The sequence below is a fragment of the Pseudenhygromyxa sp. WMMC2535 genome (assembly GCF_011083025.2).
On sequence record NZ_JABJWV010000001.1, the window covers coordinates 1,651,277 to 1,676,846 of the forward strand.

Annotated in this window: 22 protein-coding genes; 10 read left to right on the top strand and 12 right to left on the bottom strand. The window is 70.7% G+C overall.

Features of this window, described 5'->3' with window-relative positions; all coding sequences use genetic code 11:
* Window positions 1-241: 241 nt before the first annotated feature.
* The 4 genes from mmuM to G6O69_RS06215 all read right to left on the bottom strand — a co-directional run bounded on the left by mmuM (window position 242) and on the right by G6O69_RS06215 (window position 5,605).
* Complete coding sequence (gene mmuM, locus G6O69_RS06200) at window positions 242-1,222, bottom strand: homocysteine S-methyltransferase (RefSeq protein WP_217909779.1); 981 nt, start codon at window positions 1,220-1,222, stop codon at window positions 242-244.
* Window positions 1,219-4,275: a serine/threonine-protein kinase gene (locus tag G6O69_RS41495; RefSeq protein ID WP_172302606.1), complete on the bottom strand. Its 3,057-nt coding sequence runs from the start codon at window positions 4,273-4,275 to the stop codon at window positions 1,219-1,221. Before G6O69_RS41495 ends, mmuM begins: the two co-directional genes overlap by 4 nt.
* Window positions 4,276-4,392: 117 nt before the next feature.
* A complete protein-coding gene (locus tag G6O69_RS06210; protein WP_172302607.1) occupies window positions 4,393-4,743 on the bottom strand; it encodes a DUF202 domain-containing protein in 351 nt (116 codons plus the stop codon).
* On the bottom strand, window positions 4,736-5,605 hold the full coding sequence (locus G6O69_RS06215) for a patatin-like phospholipase family protein (protein ID WP_172302608.1): 870 nt from the start codon (window positions 5,603-5,605) through the stop codon (window positions 4,736-4,738). Before G6O69_RS06215 ends, G6O69_RS06210 begins: the two co-directional genes overlap by 8 nt.
* A 188-nt stretch (window positions 5,606-5,793) precedes the next feature.
* Between G6O69_RS06215 and G6O69_RS06220 the strand changes: the two genes are divergently transcribed.
* Window positions 5,794-7,335, top strand: a complete 1,542-nt coding sequence (locus tag G6O69_RS06220) for an ATP-binding protein (RefSeq protein ID WP_172302609.1) — start codon at window positions 5,794-5,796, stop codon at window positions 7,333-7,335.
* Window positions 7,336-7,340: 5 nt separating this feature from the next.
* Complete coding sequence (locus G6O69_RS06225) at window positions 7,341-7,757, top strand: response regulator (RefSeq protein ID WP_172302610.1); 417 nt, start codon at window positions 7,341-7,343, stop codon at window positions 7,755-7,757.
* 3 nt (window positions 7,758-7,760) lie between these two features.
* On the opposite strand, the gene G6O69_RS06230 is transcribed toward G6O69_RS06225, so the two are convergent.
* The gene (locus tag G6O69_RS06230; RefSeq protein ID WP_172302611.1) at window positions 7,761-8,621 is read right to left on the bottom strand and encodes a hypothetical protein; all 861 of its coding nucleotides are present in this window, start codon (window positions 8,619-8,621) and stop codon (window positions 7,761-7,763) included.
* A gap of 336 nt (window positions 8,622-8,957) precedes the next feature.
* Between G6O69_RS06230 and G6O69_RS06235 the strand changes: the two genes are divergently transcribed.
* Both G6O69_RS06235 and G6O69_RS06240 read left to right on the top strand, forming a co-directional pair.
* Window positions 8,958-9,383, top strand: a complete 426-nt coding sequence (locus tag G6O69_RS06235; protein ID WP_172302612.1) for an Hsp20/alpha crystallin family protein — start codon at window positions 8,958-8,960, stop codon at window positions 9,381-9,383.
* Between the two features lie 31 nt (window positions 9,384-9,414).
* A complete protein-coding gene (locus G6O69_RS06240) occupies window positions 9,415-9,762 on the top strand; it encodes an Hsp20/alpha crystallin family protein (RefSeq protein ID WP_172302613.1) in 348 nt (115 codons plus the stop codon).
* A gap of 25 nt (window positions 9,763-9,787) precedes the next feature.
* Here G6O69_RS06240 and G6O69_RS06245 read toward each other — a convergent pair whose 3' ends face one another.
* The 3 genes from G6O69_RS06245 to G6O69_RS06255 form a co-directional block, all read right to left on the bottom strand.
* Window positions 9,788-10,456, bottom strand: coding sequence for a hypothetical protein (locus G6O69_RS06245; RefSeq protein WP_172302614.1), 669 nt, complete (start codon window positions 10,454-10,456; stop codon window positions 9,788-9,790).
* A 150-nt stretch (window positions 10,457-10,606) separates the two neighbouring features.
* Window positions 10,607-11,785, bottom strand: coding sequence for a tetratricopeptide repeat protein (locus tag G6O69_RS06250; RefSeq protein WP_172302615.1), 1,179 nt, complete (start codon window positions 11,783-11,785; stop codon window positions 10,607-10,609).
* A complete protein-coding gene (locus G6O69_RS06255) occupies window positions 11,785-13,404 on the bottom strand; it encodes an ATP-binding cassette domain-containing protein (protein ID WP_172302616.1) in 1,620 nt (539 codons plus the stop codon). Before G6O69_RS06255 ends, G6O69_RS06250 begins: the two co-directional genes overlap by 1 nt.
* A gap of 135 nt (window positions 13,405-13,539) precedes the next feature.
* On the opposite strand from G6O69_RS06255, the gene G6O69_RS06260 reads away from it, so the two are divergent.
* Window positions 13,540-14,220 carry an MYXO-CTERM sorting domain-containing protein gene (locus G6O69_RS06260; protein ID WP_172302617.1) on the top strand — a complete coding sequence of 227 codons (681 nt, stop codon included), beginning with the start codon at window positions 13,540-13,542 and terminating at the stop codon, window positions 14,218-14,220.
* A gap of 72 nt (window positions 14,221-14,292) precedes the next feature.
* Window positions 14,293-16,884, top strand: a complete 2,592-nt coding sequence (locus G6O69_RS06265) for a glycoside hydrolase family 31 protein (protein ID WP_172302618.1) — start codon at window positions 14,293-14,295, stop codon at window positions 16,882-16,884.
* Between the two features lie 85 nt (window positions 16,885-16,969).
* On the opposite strand, the gene G6O69_RS06270 is transcribed toward G6O69_RS06265, so the two are convergent.
* A complete protein-coding gene (locus G6O69_RS06270) occupies window positions 16,970-17,629 on the bottom strand; it encodes a DUF4920 domain-containing protein (RefSeq protein WP_172302619.1) in 660 nt (219 codons plus the stop codon).
* A 133-nt stretch (window positions 17,630-17,762) separates the two neighbouring features.
* On the opposite strand from G6O69_RS06270, the gene G6O69_RS06275 reads away from it, so the two are divergent.
* Window positions 17,763-19,454, top strand: a complete 1,692-nt coding sequence (locus G6O69_RS06275; protein ID WP_172302620.1) for a carboxylesterase family protein — start codon at window positions 17,763-17,765, stop codon at window positions 19,452-19,454.
* Window positions 19,451-20,809 (top strand): tRNA-dihydrouridine synthase, encoded by a 1,359-nt coding sequence (locus tag G6O69_RS06280; protein ID WP_172308148.1) that lies wholly within the window; start codon window positions 19,451-19,453, stop codon window positions 20,807-20,809. The genes G6O69_RS06275 and G6O69_RS06280 overlap by 4 nt, the downstream gene beginning before the upstream one ends.
* A 3-nt stretch (window positions 20,810-20,812) precedes the next feature.
* Here G6O69_RS06280 and G6O69_RS06285 read toward each other — a convergent pair whose 3' ends face one another.
* Window positions 20,813-21,361, bottom strand: a complete 549-nt coding sequence (locus G6O69_RS06285) for a hypothetical protein (RefSeq protein ID WP_172302621.1) — start codon at window positions 21,359-21,361, stop codon at window positions 20,813-20,815.
* Between the two features lie 73 nt (window positions 21,362-21,434).
* Between G6O69_RS06285 and G6O69_RS06290 the strand changes: the two genes are divergently transcribed.
* Window positions 21,435-22,787 carry an AarF/ABC1/UbiB kinase family protein gene (locus G6O69_RS06290; protein WP_217909781.1) on the top strand — a complete coding sequence of 451 codons (1,353 nt, stop codon included), beginning with the start codon at window positions 21,435-21,437 and terminating at the stop codon, window positions 22,785-22,787.
* A gap of 136 nt (window positions 22,788-22,923) precedes the next feature.
* On the opposite strand, the gene G6O69_RS06295 is transcribed toward G6O69_RS06290, so the two are convergent.
* Together G6O69_RS06295 and G6O69_RS06300 are read right to left on the bottom strand one after the other, a co-directional pair.
* On the bottom strand, window positions 22,924-24,267 hold the full coding sequence (locus G6O69_RS06295) for an IS701 family transposase (RefSeq protein ID WP_172302544.1): 1,344 nt from the start codon (window positions 24,265-24,267) through the stop codon (window positions 22,924-22,926).
* Between the two features lie 56 nt (window positions 24,268-24,323).
* A complete protein-coding gene (locus tag G6O69_RS06300; RefSeq protein WP_172302623.1) occupies window positions 24,324-24,959 on the bottom strand; it encodes a hypothetical protein in 636 nt (211 codons plus the stop codon).
* Between the two features lie 70 nt (window positions 24,960-25,029).
* Between G6O69_RS06300 and G6O69_RS06305 the strand changes: the two genes are divergently transcribed.
* The gene (locus G6O69_RS06305) at window positions 25,030-25,569 is read left to right on the top strand and encodes an FxsA family protein (protein WP_346017009.1); all 540 of its coding nucleotides are present in this window, start codon (window positions 25,030-25,032) and stop codon (window positions 25,567-25,569) included.
* The last annotated feature ends 1 nt before the right edge of the window (window position 25,570 follow it).

Sequence of the window (25,570 nt, forward strand, 5' to 3'; positions counted from 1 at the left end):
TTGGGGTGCGGGACGGGGTGCGGGGTTTCCGGGTAGCCATGTCCCGAACCTGGGCCGGCCATCTGCGGATAGCGACCCCGGACCGACGCCGTTCCCTCGCTCAGATCAAGCGCCCAATAGTGCAGAGTCGGCTCAGAAATCGGCCTGGTTTACGGGATTCGAGTCAAAGCCGGACGCTGAGGAGCATCTGGCCGGGTGACGGGACGGTGGCCCGCCGGTTGGCCAAGCATTCGCGCTGGCCTCACAGTCGCGCGCGGCGCTCGGCGAGGGCCTGGATGTGCGCGGGCCGGGTGCGGCAGCAGCCGCCGATCAGCCGGGCCCCGGCGCGCCACCAACCCTCGGCCAAGGCGACGTAGGTCGCGAGCTCGAGCTCGCCCTCGCCCCACTGACCCGCGACCCAACGCTCGCCGCTGTTGGGGTAGGCGACGAGGGGGAGGCCGGGGGCGAGGGCGGCCAGGGTCTCGAGGGCGGGGAGGACCTCGTGGGGTCCCAGGCAATTGACCCCGAGGGCGGCCACGCGGGGGATGCCGAGCAAAGGCGCGGCGGCGATTTCGAGGGGGGTGCCGTCTGCCAGGCGCGGCGCGCTGGCGCCGGGGCGCAAAGAGAAGGAGACCCAGGCGCGCGGGCCCGGGCGCTCGCGCAAGAGCGCCGCGATGGCGCGGGCCTCCTCGGCGTCGGGGATGGTCTCGAAGGCGAGGAGGTCCGGGGCGGCGGCGCTGAGCTCGAGCAGGCGGGGGCGGTGAAAGTCGGCGAGGCTCGCGGGGTCGAGGCCGTAGCCGCCGCGGTATTCGGAGCCGTCGGCGAGGTGGGCTCCATAGCTGCCGATCGAGGCCGCGACGGCGCGCGGGTGCGGGTGCGGGTGCTGGGTGTGGTCGGCGACGGCGCGCTGGGCCAGACGCACGCTGCGACGCAGGGCCGCCCGGGCCTGGTCCTCGCTCAGCCCGCGGGCGCGCAGGCCCGAGAGCGTGGCCTGGTAGCTGGCGGTGGTGATCACCTCGGCGCCGGCGGCCAGCCAGCGACGGTGGACCTCGAGCAGGTGCGGCTCATCTTCGTCGAGGAGGAGCTTGGCCGACCACAGCGGGTCGTCCAGGTCGCAGCCACAGCGCTCGAGCTCGGTGGCCAGGCCGCCGTCGAGGATCACGAAAGGATGGCGCGCGAGCAGCTGCCCGAGACGATCGGCCTCGCGCCCCAAACCAGCTTCTGCTCGTACTTCGGGCGTCACCGGTCGCCCTCGACCTCGGCCAGCCAGGCCCGCGCCGCCTCGGCGAGGTCTTCGTCGCCCCCCGCGTCCGTGAAGCCGGCGATCGCAGCTTGGGCGAGGCGCCGGCGCTCGTCGGGGTCGTGGCTGACCCGAGCGAGGCCGAGGTCCAGGCGCGCGAGGGTCCGGCCGCCCTCGCCCTCGTCGGCTTCGTTGTGGGCCCGGGCGCGCGCGAAGAGCTCGGCGGCGCGCTCGAGCTCACCGAGGCCGAGGCACGCCTCGCCAGCGCCGACCCAGATCCGCACGAGCAAGCTGTCGGACTTCTCGGCGGTGCGCAGCTCGGCGGCGCGCTCGAAGTCGATCAGCGCCTCGCGGTAGCGGCCGAGGCCGAGCAGGGCCTCGCCCCGGTGCATCACGAAGCGCGCGCGCAGCCAGGGCACCTGCTCGTCGCTCCCGTGGTGTTCGCGGTGCTCGGCCAGGGCCTCGTCGGCGCGGGCCAGGGCCTCCTCGTTTCGGCCCAGGCGCGTGAGCACCTGCGACTGCATCCTCAAGGTCTCGCCGAGATCCTCGTCTTGGTTGACCCGGCGCAGGCGCGCGGCCTCTTCGTACTCGGCCAGGGCCTCCTCGTAGCGCCCGAGCTTGCGCAGGGTCACCGCCTTCTCGGCGTGGGGCTCGACGAGCAGCACGCTGTCGGGGCCGTAGCGCGCCTCGCCCAGGGCCCTGGCGCGATCCAGGCGGGCGAGGGCGTCGTCGTAGTGCCCGCGATCCCGGGCGATCTCGGCCATCGCGCGCAGCGGATACATCAAGTTGGGGTGCTCGGGGCCGTAGACCTCGACGCGCAGGGCGATGGACTCGGCGGCGTGAGCCTCGGCCTGCTCGGGCTTGCCGGCCCGCGCCTCGGTGAAGGCCAGCGCGTGGAGGATCCGCGCGCGGACCATGGGCGGCTCGCCGAGCGCGAACTCGAGGGCGCGCTCGTACTCGGCCATGGCCTCGGGCTTGCGCTCGTGCTGGACGTGAATCGAGGCCTGGATGTAGTGGAGGATCCACTCGCCGTCGCTGCCGCCCGGCTCCCGGGCGTACTTGGCCCGGGCGAAGTCGAGGCTGCGCTGGGCGTCGTCCCAGCGACCGCGGCGATCCGTGAGCGCGCGAGCGAGGCCGGTGAGCGCGTCGATCGCGAGGTCGTGGGCGCCCAAGGTCTCGGCCGAGATCACCGCCTCCGACAGCAGCTGCTCGGCGACCTCGTCCTCGTGGACGGAGGCCTGAATGCTGCCAGCGCGGATCAACACCGAGGTCAGCGTGTAGGCGTCGTCGAGGCTGCGCGCGCGCTCGAGCAGCGGGCCGAGGTGCTCGATGGCCGCGGCCCGCTCTCCGGCGGCGGACAGCAGCTCGAGGTCGAAGAGCTCGGTCTCGATCGCCTCGCGGGCCGCGGGGTCGAAGACCGTGTGCGCCTGGGGGCGCTCGAGGGCGGCGCAGGCCTCTGGATCCGGGAGCACGCTCAAGACCTCGGCCGCGCGCTCGACCACGCCCTCGCTCCCCCCCTGCCCCTTGGTGCCCCCCTCCGCGCCGGCGGCAGAGAAGCGCGCGACCACGGCCTGAAGACGCGCGAGGTCCTCCGAGAAACAGGCCGCGCGCGCAGCGAGTACGGCGTCGGAGAGGCCACCACGGTGCTCGTCGAGGCACAGACCCTCGTGACCACCGGCCAGGACCTCGGCGTAGCGATCGAGCTCGCCGCGGACCTGCTCGAGGGCCTTGGCCGCGTAGGGACGCTCGACCGCCGAGAAGGCCTGCTCGACCGCCGCGACCTGGCGCGGGCCCCAGGCCTGCTCGATCCACGCGCGCTGATCCGCGCAGCTCGCCACGGCCTGGCGATCCCAGAGCACCCCCGCGGCCACGGCCACCGCCAGGGCGCCGACGCCCGCGAAGACAGCGATCCGTCGACGTCGCCGCCCCTTGGGGTCGTCGGCCAGCGCCGCCACCAGGCTGCCCATGTCCGGCCAACGCTGCTCGGGGTCGAGGTCGAGGCCGCGCTGGAGGGCCGCGATCACGTGGCCCGGGACCTCGGGCGCGCTCCACTCCTGGACCCCCGCGAACTTGCTGGTGATCAACGCCTTGGCGTTGCTCTCGTCGAAGGGCAGCTTGCGGAACAAGGCCACGTAGAGCGCCAGGCAAAAGCTGTACTGATCGCTGCGCGCGTCGACGCCGGCGGTCATGTGCTGCTCCGGCGACATGTAGCGCGGCGTGCCCATGATCGCGCCGTGGCGAGTCAGCGGGACGCTGAGCATGCTCGCGCTCCCCCGCGAGCGGCCCACGCTGAGCGCCGCGGCCGACTCGCCGGCGCTGTCCTTGCCCTCGCCGCGCTCGCGAAGCAGGCGGGCGACCGCCACGCTCTCGTCGATCTCGCCCACGTCGAGGTCGCGCTCTTCTTCCCCGCGCTCTGCTTCCCCGCGCTCGCCTTCCCCCTCGCCCTCGCCACGCGCGAGGCCAAAGTCGAGCACGCGCACCCGCCCGCGCCCGTCGACGAGCACGTTGGTGGGCTTGAAGTCGCGGTGCACGATGCCCTTGGCGTGCGCGGCCTCGAGCCCGCGCCCCGCTTGGATGAACACGTCGAGGATCTCGGCGACGCTGCGCTCCCGCGCACCCAGCCAGCGGCTCAGATCGCTGCCGTCGATCAGCTCCATGACCATGAACAGCCCCCGGCGGCCAGCGAACTCGAATTCGCCGACGTCGTGGACCGCGATCACGTTGGGGTGCGAGACCTGGGCGATGGCCTGGGCCTCTCGCCGCAGCCGTCGGTAGGCGTCGCCGCGCCTGCCCTGCCCCTCGTCCCCCCGCTTCGTGGGCGCGTCGATCAGCTTGATGGCGACGGTGCGCTCGAGCTCGGGGTCGAAGGCCGAGTACACCGTGCCCATGCCGCCCTTGCCGATCTCCTCGAGCAGCAGATAGCGACCCACGGAGCGCGGCACCCCCTCCCGCAGCGGGGGCAGGGCGCTCGCCAGCAGTCTCGCGCTCGAGCTCCTGGCGCTCGACAACGTGATGCCCTCGTCCACCTCGTCGCTCACCTCATCGCTGACCGCCATCTCGGCTCCACTCGTCGCCGCTCGACAGTATCAGGGCAGCACCCCAGACGCGACGCAGCAGCGTCACGGGGCGCGATAAAACTGGCTCGGGGCTCTACGTATAGAGCGTGGCCCAGCTCAGGAGATCAGCTGGTAGACCGCCAGCAGCAGCGCGACCACGATGGTCAAAATTGACAGCACGGTTACCGCCGTCGCCGAGTCGGGCACCGATCGTCCTTCACGCAGGGCGCTGTGGACCCGGTGGTAGCGCAGCAAGCCGACGCTCATCGCCATCACCCCCGCGAGCACCAGCGCGACCCCGAGCCACGCGTTGAGCGGGTGCTCGGCGGTGCCCGGGGCGAGCACCCGGATCAGCGCGCCCGACTTGGCCACGGCGAAGCCGAAGGCCGACAGCCCCAAGCCGGTGCGCAGCCACGCCAAGAGCGTGCGCTCGTTGGCCTGAAAAAATCGACTGTCTGGTTCAGCCATTCAAGAACGCCTCCAGGCGCCCTCGGTGCGCCGCGCCGTCTTCTCGTCCGATCTCGATGATCTCTCGGATCCGCTCGGGAGAAGTGTAGTCCCAGATCCGCACGGGCAGCTCGCGGCGCGCGGCGAGGTAGAGCACCTGCGCGCCGCTCGGGGCGCGCACGGAGCCCGTGGGCGTGGGCTTGGCGTGGCTGATCAGACACAGCACCTTGCGACCCTCGCCGCGCGCCTCGGCGGGCAGCGCACGGATCGGGGCGTTGTCGATGAGCCCCCCGTCGAGATAGGTTCGGCCGGCCCGCCGCTGGACTCGCGTGAAGGGGGGGATCGTCGAGGACATCATCACCCAGTCGAGGAGCTGCTCGGTGTCGATGGCGTCGCGCGAGCAGACCACCTGCTGACCGATCCCCCGGGGGACCGCCTCGGGACCGTGCAGGTCCTTGCGCTTGCGAGCCTCGGCGAACTTGCGAACGGCGCTCCAGCTCGTCGGCAGCTGCGGATAGCCGGCCTTGATGTAGCTGAGCAGGATGTAGACCGGCGCGCCCGCTCGCAGGCGCTCGAAGCCGCCCTCGTGGAACACACGTCGGACCGCGGCGCGGTAGATGTCGTCGTGGGGGAAGGCCCGCTCGCGCTTGAGGATCTTTTGTGGATAGACGTTTCGAGCGTTGTGCTCGACCGCCTCCAAGAACAGCTCGAGGCACTCGTCGAAGCGATCGGCGGCCCTCGCCAAGGCCATCCCGGCGCCGGCGCTGACTCCGGCCCAATGGGTCACCTGCGGTAACACATCACCCAGCACGTCGTAGGCGCCCATGGCCCAAAAGGCCTTGCAACCACCGCCGGACAGGACGATCGAGAGCGCCTCGCTCATGGCCGCGGAGGATAGCCCAAGCCTCTGTTTGGGGGAGTCACCCCGCGCTTTTTGCCGGGGGCCAAACTGGTCGCTCGCGGGGGTTGGTCGCGACGGCCAGGTTGTCGCCTGGTCCAAAATTGTGTCACCATGCGAACGTGGGGTTTTGGCTAGCCAGCGAGGGCGATGATGGTCGCGCCTAGAGGACGATGAACCTCGAGCAATTCCTGGATTCGTTGAGCAACGAGCAGCTCATCGACCGTCTCAACCTCGCCCTCGACGGCGCGTCTTTGGGCATCTGGGACTGGGATCTCCGCGATAACTCCGTTCAGTTCGATCGCCGCTGGTGTGAAATGCTCGGTCTGGACCACAAGCACACGCCCATGAGCCTCTCGACCTGGGAGGAGCGCGTCCACCCCGACGACATCGCCGGCTGCTACGCCGACATCCAGGCCTACTTCGCGGGCAAAACAAACTGTTACGAAAATATACATCGCATGCGCCACGCCAACGGCGAGTGGATCTACATCCTCGACCGTGGGCGGATCTCGGGGCGAGACGCCACGGGCGAGGCGATTCGATTCACGGGCACGCACTTCGACTGCACGGCGACGGAGCAGGCCAAGCGCGTGCTCTCCAGCCACCGCGAGCTGCTCGTGGAGCTGGTCCGCCACCTCCCGGCGGCCGTTGCGATGTTCGACGGGGAGGGGCGCTACCTCGCCGCCTCCGACGCGTGGCTGCACCTCCACGGTCTTCACGACCGCGCATTCATCGCGCACACCCCCGAGGAGCTCGGCGCACCACTACCCAAAGAATGGGATGTCGCCAGGCGCCGCGCACAGCGAGGTGAGCGGGTCACCGCCGAGCAAGATCCCATCGTCGGCCGCGACGGGCGGCGTCGCTTCTTGCGCTGGTCGATCCGCCCGTGGTGGCGCAGCCTCGACACCAGGGACGGCGGCATCTTGATCACCTACGAGGACGTGACCCAGGCCGTGGAGGCCCGCCTCGCCGACGAGCGCGAGGCCAGGCTCGCGGCCCTCGGGCTGATGGCCGGGGGCATCGCCCACGAGCTCAACACGCCGCTGCAGAGCCTGATGGTCAACAGCCAGCTCATGGCCCAGGAGCTGGCTGCGCGAGCGTCCGACCAGTCTCCCGATCTCGAGTTCGTCCGTGAGTGCAACGCGGGCCTGCTCGCGACCACGCACCGCATCGCGCGGATCGTCGGCGCCCTGCGCACTGTCAGCCGCCACAGCCCCGACGATCCCCTGGTCCCGGTCGACATCCGCGCGCTCGCGGATCAGCAGGTCGAGCTGTGCGGCGCTCGCTTCCGTGCCGAGGGCGTCGACTTTCGAGTCGAGGGTGTCGGCCCCGGCCAGGCTTGCGCCCTCGGCCGGCCCGCTGACATTGGTCAGATTCTCCTCAACCTGCTCAACAACGCCCTCGACGCCGCCGTCGAAGGTGGCAAAGAAAAAACTGGCGGCGCCCCACCTTGGGTTCGGCTACATGTCGACGCCAGCGACAGCAGCGTCACCTGCTGCGTCACCGACTCCGGCCCCGGCCTCCCCCCCGAGATCGAAGCCCAGCTCATGACCCCCTTCGTCACCAGCAAGGCCCCAGGCAAGGGCACCGGCCTGGGCTTGAGCCTGTCCAAGTCTCTGGCCGAAAAGATGGGCGCCAAGTTGATCCACGTCGCCTCGGCGGCGCAGACGACCTTCGAACTGCACATCCCCCGGGGACAGGGCCCAGGATGAACGACATGCTCCGCACCACCACCCGGATCTTGATCGTCGAGGACGACGCGATCTTGCGCATGGCCCTGGCCCGCATGTTCGCTGGCTTCAGCATCGAGTGCGACGAGGCCCGCGACGGGCAGGTGGGCCTCGAGCGCCTGTTGAGCGGGCGCTACGAGCTCGTGCTCACCGACATGCGCATGCCGGGCAAGTCCGGCGTCGAGATGCTCGAGGCAGCCCGCGCGGCCCTCGACGAGCTCCCGCTCTTCGTGCTGCTCTCGGGCTACCACGACTACGCCCTCGAGGACCTGCGCCAGGCCGGCTTCGACCGGATCTTGCACAAGCCCCTGCCCCTCGAGGCGCTCCGCGACGAGGTCCTCTCGCTCCTCGACGTCCAGGTCCCGGGCAACGCGGCCAGCAGTCCCGTCGCGTCCTCGGCCTGAGCCTCAAAAGCGCAGGCTCGCGCTCGCCCCGAGCAAGCGCGCCGAGGCCCGCGGGCTCAGGCTCCAACGCAGCGAGCCCAGGTAGCCCTCGCGGTGCCGACGGTAGGCCACGCCGTAGGTCATCAGCCCGGTCCCGACCGTCAGCCCCAGGGCGCTGGCCCCCGCGAGGCCATAGTAAGTCTGGCGGCGGTCGACCTCGCAGGCGTAGCTCGAGCAGTAGGTGTAGAGCTCGCGCGGGAGCAGGGCCGCCTCGGCCACGCCAGCCGCGACGCCGAAGGCCACGAGCACCGCCCCCACGCCGACGCTCGCCCGCGCGTTCCTTTGCCGGTGATCCCCGACCACCGACTCCCAGGCGTCGCGGCGCCCGAGCGCCGCCCCGCCGACCCCGGCCAGGATCAGCGAGCTCCCGTAGGCGAAGCCCGACGCCCCGTGGGCGATCCACGGCTCGTTGTCATGGAAGCAGCCGTGAGCCGTATTGTAGCCGCGCGCCCGCCAGCCCTTGCAGTAGCCCGATTGGACGACGCCCGCGGTCACGTGGGTGCTCAGGCCGACCATGAAGATCATCGACGACAAGGACAGCAGGCCGACGCCGGACATGGGCTTGGGCGGGGCGACCACGCCCACGGTCATGGGGACGACCGGCGCGGACGCGGGCTTGGCCAGCTCGATCCCCGGGACCTGCGCCACGGAGCCGCCGACCCACGCCGCCTCGCTCACCACCTCGGGCTCGCCCTCCCCTCCTCCGCTCTCGTCGGGCACCTCGACCGCGGCTGGCGTGACGAGGATCCCCGGGTCCTGTGTCCCCCCCGATTGTGGGGGGACGACGCTCGACGAGGCGAGGGCGAGGGCGAGCAACATTGACACCACGTCACGATATCACCGGAGAATTCGCTTTTGTGCGGCCGCTTCGCGGCGCTCGGCGGGGCCGCGGAGAACAGCCCGAGAACGCCGTCGCGGCCGGCGGAGGCCACGCCACGGCATGTGAGCTGGCTCGATGCCCCGGGACTTTGCCGCCGGGGGTTGACGCCCGCGAGCGCGTGCACAGGTTCGTGCCCGTGCCGGGGAGCACCGCCCAAGCCGGGCGCCCCCGACCACCACCACCTTCAACGGGTCGCCCCAGGCGACCACCCCCTTCCTCGAGTGTCGCTCACGAGCACGCTCAGCGAAGCGAGGCAGGGCTACGTCACCAGGAGATTCGAAATGTTGATGCACCGCTTCACCCCCAACGATCACCTTCGGACCATGGACATGCTCTTCGACGCCATGCTCCCCGCCCGCGGCCGCAAGACCCACTTCGTGCGCAAGCCGGCCAAGTTGACCCTCGAGGAGCGCGAGGACGCCTTCGAGCTGCGCGCCGAGCTGCCGGGGATCAGCCCCGAGGACCTCGACGTGCGCGTGGGCGAGGACTGGGTCGAGCTCGTCGCCGAGCGCCAGGTCGAGGCCCCCGAGGGCTTCCAGGCGATCCGCCGCGAGCGCGCCGGCTACCGCATCGAGCGACGCGTGGCCCTGCCCAAGCGCATCGACGGCGAGGCCGTCGCGGCCAAGCTGCAAGACGGCCAGCTGACCATCCGCCTGCCCAAGCACGCCAGCGCAGCCCCGCGGACCATCGCGATCGCGGCCGCCTGAGCACCCACCCACCCGAAGAGGAGACTTCATCATGAGCACTCGAGCCCAGACCACCCAGACCCAGACCCAGGCCCAAGCCCAAGCCCAGCCCACGGGGGCCGTCGTCTACCCCCTCGTCGACGTGTTCGAGAGCGACGGCGAATTCCTGCTCGTCGCCGACCTCCCCGGGGTGGCCAAGGACGCCCTCGAGATGACCGTCGAAGATGGCGAGCTGCGCCTGGTCGCCCGCGGAGAGCAGCTCGAATATCGGCGCAGCTTCGCCCTCGGCGATGACGTCGACCTCGACGCCATCGACGCCAACTTCGAGCAAGGTGAGCTGCGCCTGCGCCTGCCCAAGCGCGCCCAGGCCCGCGTGCGCAAGATCGTCGTCAACGCCTGAGCGCGCGCCAGCGACCAGCGACCAGCTACCAGCTGACACGATAGTGCACTCGCCCGGGCGCGCAGTCGATGAGCTCGACGCGACGCCCGGGCGAGCACGGCGTGCTGAAGTCCATCGCCGCGGAGGTCACCTCGGCGAAGATGTTGGCGAGGTTGTGATCGAAGAGGCCGACGGCGGCCTCCAGGAACAGCTCGGCCTCCTCGCCGTAGACCTCCGCCGCCAGCGTGGAGCCGCGGAAGAAGGCCGACCAGCGCAAATTGGCGCCCTGCAGCAGCAAGCGCACGCTGACCGCCCGCATCAACAGGGCGTAGAGCGGCGAGCTGAACAGGTCGCTGGCGGCCGTGCGGATCCATCGACGCTCGGCCTCGCTGTGCGCGGGGTAGCCCTGGGCCTCGACCAGCGCGAGGATCAGCGCCAGGGTGTGCGCCTGGGGGATCCACAGCTTGTCGGTGGGGAGCTCGAGCCAGTCTTGCAGCGAGGCGGGCAGGCCGACGATGCGGACCTGCGAGTTGTTTTGGATGTGGCGGACGATCGCCGACTTCGCCCACAGCCGGGGGTAGCCGTCGAGGCCCAGGGGCAGGCTCTCGAGGTAGGCGCGCGTCCGCGGGAGCGCGTCGAGCCCGACCAGCGGACGCTCGTCGTCGTCACTTGCTGCTCGCGCGTGGGCCACCGCTCGTTTCAGCTGTCCAGCCATCGACCGAGACCCAGCATAGGACCACAAGCTCCCCGCGTCAGCTCGGCCCCCGACCACGGCCCGCCGATGGGCCGTGCGTCACGAGCGGGTTCACACCCCCCCCACGCCGCACGATGGGACACACCCGCGCGGCCGGTGGGGCGCAACGCGTCAGCGCCCGCGCAGCTCCGGAGGCAACATCGCGCACGCCGGCGGGTAGCCGTCGGCGCACAGCTCCACGACCAGGCGGCGGCCAAACTCGGCCTGCTTGCTGTCCTTGGAGTTGCTCAGCACCACGCCCAGGCGCAGGCAGCCCTCGTCGTCGCCGTGCTCGCAGGCCCAGCGGTGGAGCTCGGTGGCGCGCTGAAAGTCCACGGGCAAGGTCTCGCCGAGGCCGCCCTCGTAGAGCATCCCCAGGAGCACGCAGGCGGCGGGGCTCTCGAGCTCCTGGCAGCCACGATCGAGCAGATCCACGACCCTCGCGTCGTCCCAGGACGCGTCCGCGCCCAGCTTGTCGCGGGCGCGATCGAAGAGCACGGCCGCGCTCGCGCAGCTGCCCGCCACGCCGCGCTCGCAGGCAAAGGCGGCCGCGTCGAGGGCCTGGGCCGAGAGGTCCGCGAGCGACTCGAAGCTGTAGACGATGCTCGCAAAGGCAGCGCAGGCGGCCGGCCCCTCGAGCGCGCAGCCGCGCTCGGCGAAGCTCAGCGCGTCGTTGACCGACTGCGGGAGCAGCTCGCCCGCGAGGTGCAGGTGGGCCAGATCGCCACACGCCTGGGCGAGCTCACGCTGCGCACACAAAAAGCGCAGCGTGTCCTCACCTCGCTGGTGCGTCGCCTCGTCGTGGAGCATCGCCTGCGCCTGAAGCACACACCCCGAGCCGCTGCCCGCGCGGCAGCCCTGCTCGGCGTCCGCGAGCGCGCGCTCGCGGTCGCCCTCGCCCGCGCGAAACAGGCGCAAGGACGCCGCCCACGCGCAACCGTGGCCGTAGCCGCGCGCGCAGGACAGATCGTAGAGGCGCAGCAGCTCCTCGGTCAGCGCCGCGACGTCGCCCTGGTAGGCCGAGCCGGCGACGACGTGCGTGACGAAGCCGGCCTCGAAGCAGGTCCGCCCAGGCTGGTCTTCGCTGCCGCCCTCGTCACAGCGCGCGACGAGGGCGGCGAGGCCCTCCTGGCACTCGGCCCGCACCGGGCACAGGTCGGCGGGCGCGGGCGCGGGATCGAGCTGCGCCGGCAGCTCGATCCCCGGCGAGACCCCGGCGTCCTCGCCCGGCGCCTCGCCGCCCTTGGCCTTGCAGCCCGCGAGCGCGGGGACCAGGCCCGCGAGGGCCACAGCGAGCAGCCGGGCGCGCATCAGTCGAGCTTGCCGGTCTTGCGCAGGAAGTCCTCGTAGCCGCCGGGGAAGAAGTCCCACTTGCCGTCGGGCTCGAGCTCGAGCACGCAGGTCGCGACCTCCTCGAGCAGCGCCTGGTCGTGGGCCACGAAGATCAGCGTGCCCTCGTACTTGACCAGCGCCTCCTCGAGGGCGCGGATCGACTCGAGGTCGAGGTGGTTGGTGGGCTCGTCGAGGAGCAGCAGGTTGTCCTTGGTCAAGGTCAGCTTGGACATCAGCATGCGCACGGTCTCGCCGCCCGACAGCGCCGAGATCGGCTTGTCGGCGTCCTCGCTGGGGAAGAGCATGCGCCCGAGCACCCCGCGGACCTCCTCGACGGTGGCCTTGGGGTCCCACTGGTGCAGCCACTCGTAGGCGGTCTTGCCCTGGGCGTCCGCGAGGGCCTCCTCGTGGTCCTGGGGCATGTAGCCCACGCTGACCTCGTGGCCGAGGCGGAAGCTGCCCCTGTCGGGCTGGTAGATGTCCGCGATGCACTTGAGCAGGGTCGTCTTGCCCACGCCGTTGGGCCCGACCACGGCCAGCTTGTCGCCGCGGGTCAGCGTGAAGTTGACGTCCTCGAGCACCGGCTTGTCGGCCTCGAAGGACTTGCTCAGACGATCGACCTCGAGCACGAGCTTGCCCGAGGGCCGGGCGAGCTCGAAGCGGATGAAGGGGCGCTGGATGTTCGAGCGCTTGAGGTCCGACATCGAGAGCTTGATCTTCTCGACCTCGCGCTTGCGCGAGCTCGCCTGCGAGGCCTTCTTGGCGTTGGCCCCGAAGCGGCGGATGAAGTCCTGGAGGTCGGAGATCTTCTTGAGCTTGCTGGACGCCTGCTTCTCCTCCGCGATGCGGTAGGCGACCTTTTGCTGCATCATCTTGTCGTAGCCGCCGGGGTAGAGAATGATGTTCTCGTAGTCGACGTCCGCGGTGTGCGTGCACACGCGGTTGAGGAAGTGGCGATCGTGGGAGATCACGATCAGCACGCCCGAGTAGTTGATCAAGAAGTTCTCGAGCCAGCGGATCGACTCGATGTCGAGGTGGTTGGTGGGCTCGTCGAGCAGCAGGATGTCGGGGTCGCCGAACAGCGCCTGGGCCACGAGCACGCGCAGGCGCAGGCCGCCCTGGAGGACCTCGAGCTTCTGGCCGTGGAACTCGGCGGGGATGCCCAGACCGACGAGCAGCTCCTCGGCCCGGTTCTCGGCGTCGTAGCCCTCCTCCTCGGCGATCACCATCTCGAGCTCGGCCAGGCGCATGCCCTGGTCCTCGCTCATGTTGTCGTAGTCGACCTCGACGAGCATCTCGTTCTTCTCGTCGAGGGCCTTCCACAGGCGATCGTTGCCCATGATCACCACGTCGCGGACGACCGACTCGGCGTACTTGTAGTGATCCTGGTGGAGCACGCTCATGCGCGCGTTGTTGGGCTTGGAGACGTGTCCCTTGTCGGGCTCGACGTCACCCGAGAGGATCTTCATGAAGGTCGACTTGCCCGCGCCATTGACCCCCGTGAGGCCATAGCGATTGCCGGGATCGAAGGTCGTGCTGACCTCCTCGAAGAGGTTCTTGCCGCCGTATGCCTTGCTGACTTCAGATACCGTAAGCATTTAGGATCACATCCGTTTTCGCGCCCGGGAGGCTTGTAGGACAAGGTCGGGCGAGATTCCAGGTGCCACACCTGCGCCAGCTCACAGCGCAGACCGACCCGGCGCGGACCACAGCAGCCTGCTAGCTTGTCGCTGATGCGACGCAGGATTTTGGCCATCGTCCTCACGACCTCGACCCTGGCGCCCGCGGCCCTGGTGCTGAGCCCGCGCGTGGCAGAGGCGTGCTCGTGCATTCGGACCGAGAGCGCGCTGACCAGCGCCCGCGAGGTCGACCTCGTGTTCACCGCGAAGCTCACCGGGGTATCTGATGCCAAGGGCGGCGACCCCAACATGCCCGCCAAGGTCTTCAGCTTCGAGGTCACGCGCACGCTCAAGGGCAACCTCGATGGCGCCGTCAACGTCGAGACCGCGAACAACAGCGCGGCCTGCGGGCGCGACTACGGCGAGCCGGGCAGCGAGTGGTTGATCTACGCCCGACAAAACGAAGCGGGCACGATCCGCGACAACCTCTGCTCTCGCTCGACCCTGCTGAGCTCCGACCAGGGGACCGCGGACCTCGCCGAGCTCGAGGCCAACATCGACAGCCTCGACGGGCCGGCCGAAGCGGGCAACGACGGCCCCGTCGAGCCGGCCGAGCCCGAGCCCGAGCCCATCATCGCGGACGGCGGCGAAGACGGGTCCGCCCAGGCCGACGGCGGCCCCGAGCCGAGCGAGCCCAGCAAGCGCGGCTGCGCCGTGGAAGACGCGCCGGGCGGCGCCGGGCTCATGGGCCTGCTGCTCCTCGGTCTGCTCGCGCCCCTTCGTCGCCGGCGCTGAGCCCCGAGACGCGGGCCCAGAGCCAAACCTGGCCCGGGGCGGCGGGCGCCGGGGATCCGCTACCATCGCGCGATGCCTGTGCCCGCTGGATCTCCCCCCGACGCTCGCCCCAAGCTCTGGCCCATCCTCTGCGCCGGGCTGCTCGCCTGCGCCGGGGATCCTGCCGCCGACGGCCAGGGCGAGACCGAGGACGATCTCAGCGACATCGGCGGCTCCAGCGAGGAGTCCGAGGGCGGCCCCGAGCCCGATCCAGACCCGGAGCCCATCACCTTGGCCTGGGACGAGGCCGGCCCCGAGCTGGCCTTGCTGCGCGGCGAGACCGTGTTGCTGCGCTTCCCCGCCGACGCCTTCTTGCTCGGGGAGGTCGCGGCCATCGTCGAGAGCTCGAGCTACGACCCGGCCTTCGTCGAGCCCGCGGCCTGGCGCGCGGTCGAGTCCGCCGAGACCATCGAGGCCGGGCCGACGCGGGTCGAGGCCACGCTGATCTTCGAAGGTGGCGCCCGCACCCAGCTGGTCGTCGAGGAGCAGGCTGCGGGGCGCTTCGCCGCGACGTGGATCCCCGCGGATGAGGGCGAGGGCGAGGGCGAGGGCTCGAGCGTGGCCATGCTCCGCCTCGCCCCCGTCGTCGACAGCGAGGAGGGCTTTTATGGCCTCGGCGAGGTCTTCGACAGCCCGGAGCACCGCGGCCGCACCCGGGCCTTGCAGCTCGAGTACGACGCCGCGCTCGAGAGCGCCAACAACGAGGCCCACGTGCCGGTGCCCTTCATCACCGGCACCAATGGCTGGGGGCTCTACCTCGCCGACGACCACGCCATGGTCTTCGACGTGGCGCAAAGCGACGCCGACCGCCTGCGCGCGACCGTGGGCACCGGGCCGGACTCCGGCGCGGGCCTGCAATTTCACCTCTTCGCCGCCGACCACCCCCTCGACATCGCGGCCCACTACTACGCGCTGACTGGGACGCCGCACCGGCCCGCGCCCTGGGCCCTGGGCCCGTGGATCTGGCGCGACGAGAACGAGGACCAGGCCGAGGTCCTCGCCGACATGCAGACCCTGCGCGCGCTCGACCTCGCGACCTCGGGGATCTGGGTCGACCGGCCCTACGCCAGCGGCGTCAACAGCTTCGACTTCGACGCGGCGCCCTTCCCCGCTCCCCAGGCGATGATCGACGAGGCCCACGCCCTCGGCCTGCGCTTCGCCCTGTGGCACACGCCCTACCTCGACCCCAACAACCCCGCCGTGGCGAGCTTGCGCGAGCAGGCCGAGCTCATGGGCCTGTTCCCGCCCGAGTCGGCGCTGCTGACCTCGAGCTGGGGCGAGCCGATCGACTTCAGCAACGCCGACGCCTTCGACTGGTGGCAGGCGCAGATCCAGCTCTACACCGACATGGGCGTCGAGGGCTTCAAGCTCGACTACGGCGAGGACGTGACCGTGGGCCTCAACGGGCTGCGCACGACCTGGGCCTTCGCCGACGGCTCGAGCGAGCGGACCATGCACAAGGGCTACCCGCGGCTCTACCACCGCGCCTACCAGGAGCTGCTCCCGGCCGAGGGCGGCTTCTTGCTCGCCCGAGCCGGCTCGGCGGGGGACCAGGTCAACGTCGACGTGATCTGGCCCGGGGACCTCGACGCGACCATGACCACCCACGGCGAGAGCTTCGAGATCGACGGCCAGGTCTACGCCGGCGTCGGCGGGCTGCCGGCGGCCGTCGTCGCCGGCAGCTCCCTGGGCCCGAGCGGCTTCCCGCTCTTCGCCTCGGACACCGGCGGCTACCGCCACGCGCCCCCGAGCCCCGAGACCTTCGCGCGGTGGTTCGAGCACACGGCGCTGACCCCCGTGATGCAGATCGGGACCAACAGCAACGACGTGGCCTGGGACTTCGACGACGAGATCCTCGCCAGCTACCGCGCGCTGACCCGGCTGCACATGCGCCTGTTCCCCTATCTGTGGACGGAGATCGAGGACCTCGCGACCGACGGGCGCGCGATCGTTCGCCCCCTGGGCCTGGCCTACCCCGAGCTCGGCGTGCACCCGCGCTACGACTACATGCTCGGCGACGCCCTGCTCTGCGCCCCGGTCGTCGAGGCCGGCGCGAGCGAGCGCGCCCTCTACTTGCCGCCGGGCCGCTGGGTGCACTGGTTCACCGGCGAGGTGTTCGAAAACCCCGGGCCGGGGGCCCTGCTCGCCAGCGTCGACGCGCCCCTGGGTCGCCCGCCCCTGCTGCTGCGCGCCGGCGACATCGTGGCCATGCTCCGCCCGACCATCGACAGCCTCGCCCCGACCACCGCGCCGGGAACGGCCGCGGGCGAGGTCGACTCCTACGCCACCGATCCCGGCCCGCTGACGATCCGCACCACCCCCGGGGCCTCGCGCGAGGCCGCGCTCTTCGACGGCACGACCGTCCACACGAGCGACGCGGGGGCGAGCTTCGAGGTCGCGCTCAGCCCCGGGGCGGTCTTCGTCCAGGGCGTCGAGATCGAGGTGATCGCCATGGACCAGGCGCCGACGGGCGTCCACGACCAAGACGGCGCCATCGCCCAGGTCGCCGACGCGAGCGCGCTCGCGGCCGCCGAGCGCGGCTGGCTCTTCGTCGCCGACGAGCTCGGCGGGCAGCTGCGGATCAAGCTCGAGGCCGGCGAGCGCAGCCTGGTGATCGAGCGCTGAGCCGCCCCCGGGTCCACCACTCGCATCTCTCACCAACAAAAAAGCCAGCCCATCGCGGGCTGGCTTTTTGGTGAGAGGCTCGGGCTCAGGCGTTCGGCGCGAGCTCGACGGCGGTCGCGTGCAGGAAGTACTCCTTGCGCGGCCCGTCGCCCTCGATGGTGTCGTCGCCGTCCTTCTTGAGGTGGGCGACGTTGGTCTCGTCGAGCTGCTTCTCCTCGAGGGTGCCCTCGACGGTCGCGGCCTTGCCCTTGCCGTCCATGGGGATCGCGAAGGCGTGGCCCTCGACGAGCACGCGGGCCTGGCTGTCGCCGTCCTTGATCACCATCCAGCAGCCCTTCTTCTGGCACACGGCCTCGACGGTGCCGGTGACCTTGACGGCCTCGGTGGGCAGCCCGGCGGCGAGCACCGTGGACAGGGACTGCGCCTCGGCGACGGCGAACTCGGCCCCGAAGTGGCCGGTCGAGGCCCCGGGGGCGGCGGTGTTGCCGTGCTCGCAGGAGCCCTCGGGCTTCTCGACGGGCTCCTCACCGTGGATGCAGCCGGCCTCGGGGTTGTCCTCGACGGCCTGCTGGGCGGCGGAGACCTTGTCGTCTTCGCCGGCCTTCTTGGCGTCGGCCTTCTCGTCGGCCTTGTCCTCGGCCTTGTCGGCCTTGTCCTCGGCCTTGTCGGCTTCCTTGCCCTTGTCGCAGGCGCTGAGCCCGATCAGGGCGAAGGTGGCGGTCAACAGGATCGACAGCGAACGCATGGCCGGCAGTGTGCCATGACCGGGGGGGTGGTCAACGCCGGGCTGAGCCCGCTTTGCGCCTGAATCATGGGGGAAAAGCTCACGCCGATCAGAGTTTCGCCGTTGGCGCCGGCGCCTGCGCTACCGTCTGGCCATGCTCGCCCGCGTCGCCTTCGCGCATCCCCCGGCAGCTTCTCCAGCGACCTCCACGGTCGCACTCGCGGCGGCCCTGGCCCTCGCCTGCCTCGGCCTGGCCTGCTCCGACGACGGCGGACAGAGCTCTGCGGACGGCGGGGACGAGATCGACACCGGGAATGCCGAGAGCGCCGAGAGCTCCGAGGGCGAGGGCACTGGAGACAGCGGGACCGAGGGCGGCCTGTCCTGCGAAGAGGACCCAGCCCAGACCACGATCCAGACCACCTACGGCCCGGTGGCCGGCGGCCCCAGCGAGGTCGAGGGGATCGTCCGCTTCTCGAACATCCCCTACGCCGCGCCCCCCGTGGGCGCGCTGCGCTTCGCCTTTCCCCAGGCCCCCGAGCCGTGGACCGAGCCGCGCGACGCGACCAGCTTCGGTCCCGAGTGCGTGCAGCTGGCGGTCTCGGGTAGCGATCCCACCACCACCGGCGACGAGGACTGCCTTCAGCTCAACCTGTGGTCGCCCGAGGCCTGCGAGGGCGCCGACCGCCCGGTGATGGTCTTCATCCACGGGGGCGGCAACGCGGTCGGCAGCGCCGTCAATCCGCTCTACGACGGGGCGATCCTCGCCGCCAGCCAGGGGGCCGTGGTCGTGACCCTCAACTACCGCCTGGGCGCGCTGGGCTGGTACGCGCCGCCGGACCTGGGCGTCCCCAGCAACAACGCGCTGCGCGATCAGATCTTCGCCCTCGAGTGGGTCCACGACAACATCGCGCGCTTCGGTGGCGACCCCGGGCAGGTCATGATCTTCGGCGAGTCCGCCGGGGCCGTGAACACCTGCGCCCTCGTCGGCTCGCCGGCGGCGGCGGGGCTGTTCCGCGCGGCGATCGTCCAAAGCGGCACCTGTGACCAGCGCGGGCTCGCCTCGATCCAGGACATGAGCGAGACCCTCGAGGACTCTCTGGGCTGCCAGGGCGACGACGCCATCGCCTGCCTCCAGGCCACGCCCGCCGCCGAGATCATGTTCGCCGAGCCCAACGGCTACCCCGAGGTCGCGGGCATCGGCCGCGGCTGGGGGCCCGCGGTCGACGGCGACGTCCTGCCCCAGACCACCCTCGAGGCCCTGAGCGCCGGAGAGGTCGACGCCGCCTTCGTGGTCGGCAGCAACCGCGACGAGACCTTCCGCGACACCCCCAGCGACCTCAGCGAGGCCCAGTACGAGGCGCTGGTCGCCGCCAGCTTCTCGATCTACGCCGACGAGGTGCTCGCCGCCTACCCCGTGGCCGACTACGACTCCCCGAGCGCGGCCTGGGCCTCGCTGACCACGGACCTCAAGTTCATCTGCAACGCCCGCCGCGCGGCCGAGGCCGCGGCCGAGGGCGGCACGCCCAGCTGGCGCTACCAGTTCTCCTACGACGACTACACCGTGCTGCCCGGCGTCGAGCAGCTCGCCTTCCACGGCCTCGAGCTCGTCTACCTGTTCGGCAACTTCGCCACGCTCTTCGAGGGCTTCGAGTACCAGCCAAACGCCGGCGACCTCGAGATCGCCGCGACCCTCCAGGACGCCTGGGGCGCGTTCGCGGCCGGCGAGGACTTCCCCGGGCCGGTCTACCAGGCCGGCGTCGACCCCTACCTCGAGCTCGACGTGCCCACCGGCGAGGGCCAGGGCCTGCGCACGCAGCAGTGCGATTTCTGGGCCCAGTGGCAATGAGCGCGGGCGCCGACACGAACCCGGCCGGCCCCCAGCCGCTGCGCATCGGCCCGCTGCGCCTATGGCCGCCGGTGGTCCTCGCGCCCATGGCCGGGGTCACGGATCCCCCCTTTCGGACGCTGTGCCGGCGCTTCGCCGCCGCCGGCCTGGGCACGCCCGCGCCCGAGACCGTCCCCGGGCTCTTCGTCAGCGAGATGATCACCGCCCGCCCCCTCGTCGAGGGCAACCCCAAGACCCAGCGCCTCGCCGCCTTCGCCCCCGGCGAGCACCCGCGCAGCCTCCAGCTCTACGGCGTCGACCCGAGCACCGTCGGCCAGGCCGTGGCGCGCCTCGTCGGCGAGGGCGCCATCGATCACCTCGACATGAACTTTGGCTGCCCCGTGCCCAAGGTGACCCGCCGTGGCGGCGGCGCGGCGATCCCCGCCAAGCCGCGGCTGCTCGCGCGCATCGTCGCCGCCGCCGTCAAGGCGGCCGGCGAGGTCCCCGTGACCATCAAGTTCCGCAAGGGCATCGACGACTCGCTGATCACCTTCCGCGACGCCGGGCGCGTGGCCCAGGAAGAAGGCTGCGCCGCCGTCGGCCTGCACGCGCGCACGGCCCTGGAGTTCTACGAGGACGGCGCCGACTGGCGGGCCATCGCCGAGCTCGTCGACCTGCTCGACATCCCCGTGCTCGGCAACGGCGACATCTGGGAGTGGCCAGACGCCCTGCGGATGATGGCCCAGACCGGCTGCGCGGGGGTGATCGTCGGGCGCGGCTGCCTCGGCCGGCCGTGGCTGTTTCGCGAGCTCGCCCAGGCTTGCGCGGGGCGCATCATCGAGGCCCCGCCGCGCTTCGGCGAGGTCGCCGAGATCATGCTCGAGCACGCCGCGGCCATGACCGAGTGGGCCGCGCGAGGACGCGAGCGCGAGCGCGACGACTCGGACGAGCTCGACTCGGGAAGCGCCGGCTCGGCCAGCCCGGACTCGGGCAGCGCCGGCTCGGACCCCTCCGCCTCGGCGCCCCGGCGACCTCGCGGACGCCCGCGTCGAAGCCACCGGCGCACCGACGCCCCCCCGAGCCCCGAGGCCCTCGCGCTGCGAGCCTTTCGCAAGCACGCGAGCTGGTACACCAAGGGCTTTCGCGGGAGCACGGCGCTGCGCGAGCAGCTGATGCAGGTCGACAGCCTCGCCGAGCTCGAGGCGCTGCTCGCTGGCTGCGACGCCGACGAGCCCTTCCCCGACCAGGCCCTGCGCGCCGTCCGAGGCAAGCGCGGGCGCCAGGCCAAGGTCGTGCTCCCGGCCGGCTACCGCGATCAGCTCGACGACGACACCCCGCCGGGGATCGAGGCCGAGCAGCTCAGCTCGGGCGGCTGAGGCTCAGCCGCCGCACTCGGGCAGCGCGTCGAAGGTGTCGAGGTCTGGGCAGGCCGCGGCGTTGGCCTGCCAGCCCGCGGCGTCGTGGATGCAGTCCGAGGAGAACCACCAGCAGCCGCCCTCGGGGTCGAGGTAGATGGTCTCGGCGTCGCTGCACAGGTCGGTGCTCGAGCACAGGCCGAAGCGCGCGGGCTCGAGGCAGTCGAGCTGCGCCGACGCGGGCCTGCCCGAGATCGGGAAGCAGTCCGCCCGCGCCTCGCACTCGACCTCGTCGAGGAGCTCGCAGGCGAGGGCGCCGGTGTCCGTCTCCGTCTCGCTGCCGGTCTCGGTCCCAGTCTCGGTCCCAGTCTCGGTCTCGCTCCCAGCCTCGGTCTCGGTCCCAGCCTCGCTCTCGGTCCCAGCCTCGGTCTCGCTCTCGCTCTCGCTCTCGGCGCCGCTCGAGCTCTCGCCTTCACCTTGCTCGTCGCCCGGCTCCGGCTCACTCGGGCAGCCCAGCAGCGAAGCAGACATCAACAACGAGGGGACCACATGGAGCGCTCGAATCCGTCGCACGGCCTGGAGCATAGCGGCTCGGCTCGGGCTCGCGTGTTGCACCCTCGCCGGAGTCCGGGCACAGTCTGTGGCGGTGGCCTCCCCTCCCTCCCGTGGCAAGCGCTTCTTCAAGCTGGCAGGCATGACCGCCTCGGTCGCCGGCAACATGGCCAAGACCAAGGTCAAGGCCCTGTTCCAGTCCGACGAGGCCGCCGCCGCCGCCCGCGAGGAGGCCAACCGCGAGTCCGGCAACCGCATCGCCAAGACCCTCGGCGAGCTCAAGGGCGCCGTGATGAAGGTCGGGCAGATGGCCTCGATCGCCCAGGACGTGCTGCCCAAGGAGATCTCCGACGCCCTCGGCAAGCTCCAGCGCGAGGCCCCCCCCATGGACTTCGGGGTCATCCGCGAGCAGATCGAGCAAGAGCTCGGGTCCGCGCCGGAGCTGCTCTTCGAGGACTTCGACGAGACCCCCTTCGCCGCCGCGTCGATCGGCCAGGTCCACCGCGCGCGCACCGACGACGGCCGCGAGGTCGTGGTCAAGGTCCAGTACCCCGGGGTCGAGGACGCCGTCGACTCGGACCTCGCCCAGCTCAAGATCGCCCTGCGCGCCAGCGGGATCGTCGACGTCGGCCGCGACGCCCTCAACGCCTCCTTCAAGGAGGTCCGGGCCCGGCTCCACGAGGAGCTCGACTACACCAACGAGGCCAGCAACGTCCGGCTGTTCCGCAACTACCACGTCGGCCGCCACGACTTCATGGTCCTGCCCGAGGTCGTCGGCACGCGCTCGGCCAAGCGCGTGCTGACCTTGAGCTACGAGCCCGGCGACCAGCTCTCCCAGCTCCAGGACATCGGCTACGGCCAGGCCCAGCGCGACGAGCTCGGCCGCAACCTCTTTCGCATGATGTGCGGCCAGATCTTCGAGCTCGGCGTGATCCATGCCGACCCGAACCCCGGCAACTTCGCCTTCCGCCCCGACGGCAAGATCGTCCTCTACGACTTTGGCTGCGCCAAGTGGCTCGAGCTCGACATCGTCATGGCCTACCGCGACGTGATCGAGCGCGGCCTGGTCGAGGACTACGCGGGCGTCGACGAGGCCCTGTTCCGCCTGGGCGTGCGCCGCGAGAGCGGCCCGCGGCCCGAAGACGAGTTCTACAAGCGCTGGCGCGACACCTTCGCCAACCCCTTCCTCGAGGCCGCGGTCTTCGACTACGGCCGCGCCACGATCCACGACGAGGTCGTCAAGCTCGTCCCGGCCTCGGTCAAGCGCATGTCCAGCTTCCAGGCGGCGACCGAGCTGATCTTCCTCGACCGCACCGTCGTCGGCCACTACGGCAACATGCGGACCCTGGGCTGCCGCGTGCCCTCGCTGGCCCTGCTGCGCGAGTACCTCGACGCCTTCCACGACCGTTTCCCCGCCCGGCCCGCGCACGGGCCCGGCGAGGCTTGAGTCCTCGAGGGTCGCTCTAGGAGCCCGTGGTGGAACCCAGCGCGGCTCCTGGCGCCGGGTTGGGTTTCACCACGGGCTCCTAGTACGACTTGATCACATCCGCGAGGGCCTGATCGGTGGCCCCCGTGGGTCGATGTCACGTCCGCACATGGGACAGTGACCCAGCAAGTGAAGCAGGACCACTTGTAGCAACGCTCGGAATGCCTGGATGGTCAGCCCCGGCTCGGCTCGCTGTGCTTTCCGCCTCCGGGTCCTCCGGGGAAAAAATCACGCGGTGGAGCGTGAGAAAGGCGTGAGCCGCGGCGACCAGGGCGACGTGGTGGTGGAAGCCTCGCCATGTTCGTCCCTCGAAGTGGTCGAGGCCGAGCTCCCCTTTCATCTCCTGGTAGTCCCGTTCGATCCGCCAGCGAAGCTTGGCCAGGTAGACCAGCCTCTTGACCGTGGTCTTCGCGGGCAAGTTCGACAAATAAAACGCGGTTGGCTCCTTCTTCTTGTAGGACCACTCACACAGCAGCCACTGCACTTCACCCGGTGGGTGCCCTGACCGATGCCGGTGCGCGGTTCGGATGCGTAGCACCGCGAAGCGCCGCCGCTGAGGCCCGCGCGTCCCGTGGCGCCATTCGACGTGACGGAAGCGCCTGGCAGGCAAGCTCTTCGCCAGCTCTTCGACCGAGACGGGCTCGACTCCTTCGGGGGAGACCCACTTTGTTCGTGGCCGCCCCCTGGTGCCGGGAGCTTTGGACGGAGGAGGGCTCGGGCACGTCCCTGGCGGCCATACGACCGCGTTGCCGGAGATGCGCAGTACGTAGTGGAGCCCGCGTTCTTCGAGTCCCTTGCGGAATTCCGTCGAGTCGCCGTAGGCCGCGTCGGCGAGCACCGGTCGAGGCGCGAGCCCCCATTCGAGGGCGCGGTCGAGCATGCCGAGGCCGAGCTCGAGCTTCGTTTGATGGGAGAGCTCCTCGGGGACGCCTGCCTTGGTCCGGCGCCTTGGGTCGTTGGCCCAGACCTCGGGAAGAAACAAGCGCATGCCGATGCAAGCGCCGCCCGCCTCGCTGGCGAGGTGGAGGCTTGCTGCGACCTGGCAATTGTCGACGCGGCCCATCGTCCCCGAGTACTGACGCTGTACCCCGACGGAGTGCTTGCCCTTCTTGGGGAAGCCGGTGTCGTCGATGACGAAGGCGTCGAGGCCCGGGAGCTTGTCCTCGACGCGCAGGGCGAGTCGGCGAAACAGCTCCCACTCGTCCCAATCAGCGATCGTGATCGCCTGCTGGAGTCGCTGGCGGATGGCTTCGCTGTCACCGGGCGCGGCTGCGAGGCGCTGAGCGATGGGCACCATGCTCTTGCGCTCGCCATCGAGGAGAAGCCCACGCATGTAGTTGGCGAGGGCCTCGCGCCGCTCGCTGCGACCCATCTGATGAGTGATGTAGCCGAGAAACTCCTCGAGTTCGGCCCCCACCCGGGAGATTTGTTCTGGAGTCACCCCCGCAGCAGATCACAGCTGGGGATCGTTGTCGATCCCCATCTGACCAAGTAGTCCTAGGCAGCCTTCTTGGCCGAGGTCTTCTTGGCGGCTTTCTTGGCCGAGGCTTTCTTGGCCGAGGTCTTCTTGGCGGCTTTCTTGGCCGAGGTCTTCTTGGCCGAGGCTTTCTTGACCGCGGCCTTCTTCGCGGGCGTCTTCTTTGCCGCGGCCTTCTTGGGCGTCTTGGCCAGGGCCTTCGCGGTCGCGGCCTTCTTGGCCGCCTTGACGAGCTTGCGATCCAGCTTCGCACGGCGCCGCTTGAGGCGCCGCGCCCGGCGCTTGAGCCGGTCACCGGAGTTGCGTGCGATCGTCAGGATCACCCAAGCCAGGATCTCGATGCCCAGATCCGAGAGCTTCTCGAGCCACTCGTTTTCGGGCTCGTAGTTGTCGTCGAGCCACTCGGCGAGGACCTCGACGAGCTCCTCCATCTCCTCGTAGCTGATCTTCCCGTCCCCGTCCTTGTCGGCCTGCTCATACATCTCACGCAGCTCCTGATTGTTCTCGAGGGCGCGCTCGAACAGCGCTCGGAGCACGTCGGCGACCTTCTTGCGCCTACCGATCTTCTCGCCTGCGATCTGGCGCTCGAGCATGTCGATGCGCGAGTCGAGGTGCTTGATGCGTCGCTTGGTCTGTCGCCGTTGCTTGGGAGTCATGCTTTCGGGTTAGCACGCTCCCCGCGCACGCGGGGAGTAATTTTTTGCGCACGTGCTAGCCTGAGCGCGCGTGATCGGTCGCCTCTTTCTCCTCTTCACCCTCGTCCCCCTGGCCGAGCTCTACCTGTTGATCACCATCGGTGGGTTGATGGGCGTGGGTCCGACCATCGCCTTGGTTGCGATCACTGGCCTCGTTGGGGCCACCCTCGCGCGTCGAGAGGGCCGACGAGCGTTGACGGACTACCGCGAGGCCCTCACGCGAGGTCAGCTCCCGGAGGATGGCGTCCTCTCGGGGCTGCTGATCCTCGTCGGCGGGGTCATGCTGATCACCCCGGGGGTGCTGACCGACCTCTTTGGCCTGACGATGATGCTGCCACCGGCACGCCGAGCCACCGCCAAGCTGATCGAAAAGCGGCTTCAAAAGCGGCTGAGCGAGGGTGTGGCCGAGGGCTCGATCAAAGTCATCGGCTTCGGCTCCGGTCTCGGCGGCGGGTTTGGATCCCCTGGTCCAGGGCGTGAAAGCGCGGACGCGCGCCAAGGCGCGGTCGTCGACGCCGAGGTCGTCGAGGTCGACGGCCAGCGCACGCGAGACCAGCTGCGCGAGCGCTGAG

Excerpts from the sequence above, each read along its gene's own strand:
- G6O69_RS41495 (WP_172302606.1), bottom strand. The coding sequence starts at position 4,275 with ATGGCGGTCAGCGATGAGGTGAGCGACGAGGTGGACGAGGGCATCACG.
- G6O69_RS06210 (WP_172302607.1), bottom strand. The coding sequence starts at position 4,743 with ATGGCTGAACCAGACAGTCGATTTTTTCAGGCCAACGAGCGCACGCTC.
- G6O69_RS06215 (WP_172302608.1), bottom strand. The coding sequence starts at position 5,605 with ATGAGCGAGGCGCTCTCGATCGTCCTGTCCGGCGGTGGTTGCAAGGCC.
- G6O69_RS06220 (WP_172302609.1), top strand. The coding sequence starts at position 5,794 with ATGAACCTCGAGCAATTCCTGGATTCGTTGAGCAACGAGCAGCTCATC.
- G6O69_RS06225 (WP_172302610.1), top strand. The coding sequence starts at position 7,341 with ATGCTCCGCACCACCACCCGGATCTTGATCGTCGAGGACGACGCGATC.
- G6O69_RS06235 (WP_172302612.1), top strand. The coding sequence starts at position 8,958 with ATGTTGATGCACCGCTTCACCCCCAACGATCACCTTCGGACCATGGAC.
- G6O69_RS06240 (WP_172302613.1), top strand. The coding sequence starts at position 9,415 with ATGAGCACTCGAGCCCAGACCACCCAGACCCAGACCCAGGCCCAAGCC.
- G6O69_RS06245 (WP_172302614.1), bottom strand. The coding sequence starts at position 10,456 with ATGGCTGGACAGCTGAAACGAGCGGTGGCCCACGCGCGAGCAGCAAGT.
- G6O69_RS06250 (WP_172302615.1), bottom strand. The coding sequence starts at position 11,785 with ATGCGCGCCCGGCTGCTCGCTGTGGCCCTCGCGGGCCTGGTCCCCGCG.
- G6O69_RS06255 (WP_172302616.1), bottom strand. The coding sequence starts at position 13,404 with ATGCTTACGGTATCTGAAGTCAGCAAGGCATACGGCGGCAAGAACCTC.
- G6O69_RS06260 (WP_172302617.1), top strand. The coding sequence starts at position 13,540 with ATGCGACGCAGGATTTTGGCCATCGTCCTCACGACCTCGACCCTGGCG.
- G6O69_RS06265 (WP_172302618.1), top strand. The coding sequence starts at position 14,293 with ATGCCTGTGCCCGCTGGATCTCCCCCCGACGCTCGCCCCAAGCTCTGG.
- G6O69_RS06270 (WP_172302619.1), bottom strand. The coding sequence starts at position 17,629 with ATGCGTTCGCTGTCGATCCTGTTGACCGCCACCTTCGCCCTGATCGGG.
- G6O69_RS06275 (WP_172302620.1), top strand. The coding sequence starts at position 17,763 with ATGCTCGCCCGCGTCGCCTTCGCGCATCCCCCGGCAGCTTCTCCAGCG.
- G6O69_RS06280 (WP_172308148.1), top strand. The coding sequence starts at position 19,451 with ATGAGCGCGGGCGCCGACACGAACCCGGCCGGCCCCCAGCCGCTGCGC.
- G6O69_RS06300 (WP_172302623.1), bottom strand. The coding sequence starts at position 24,959 with ATGACTCCCAAGCAACGGCGACAGACCAAGCGACGCATCAAGCACCTC.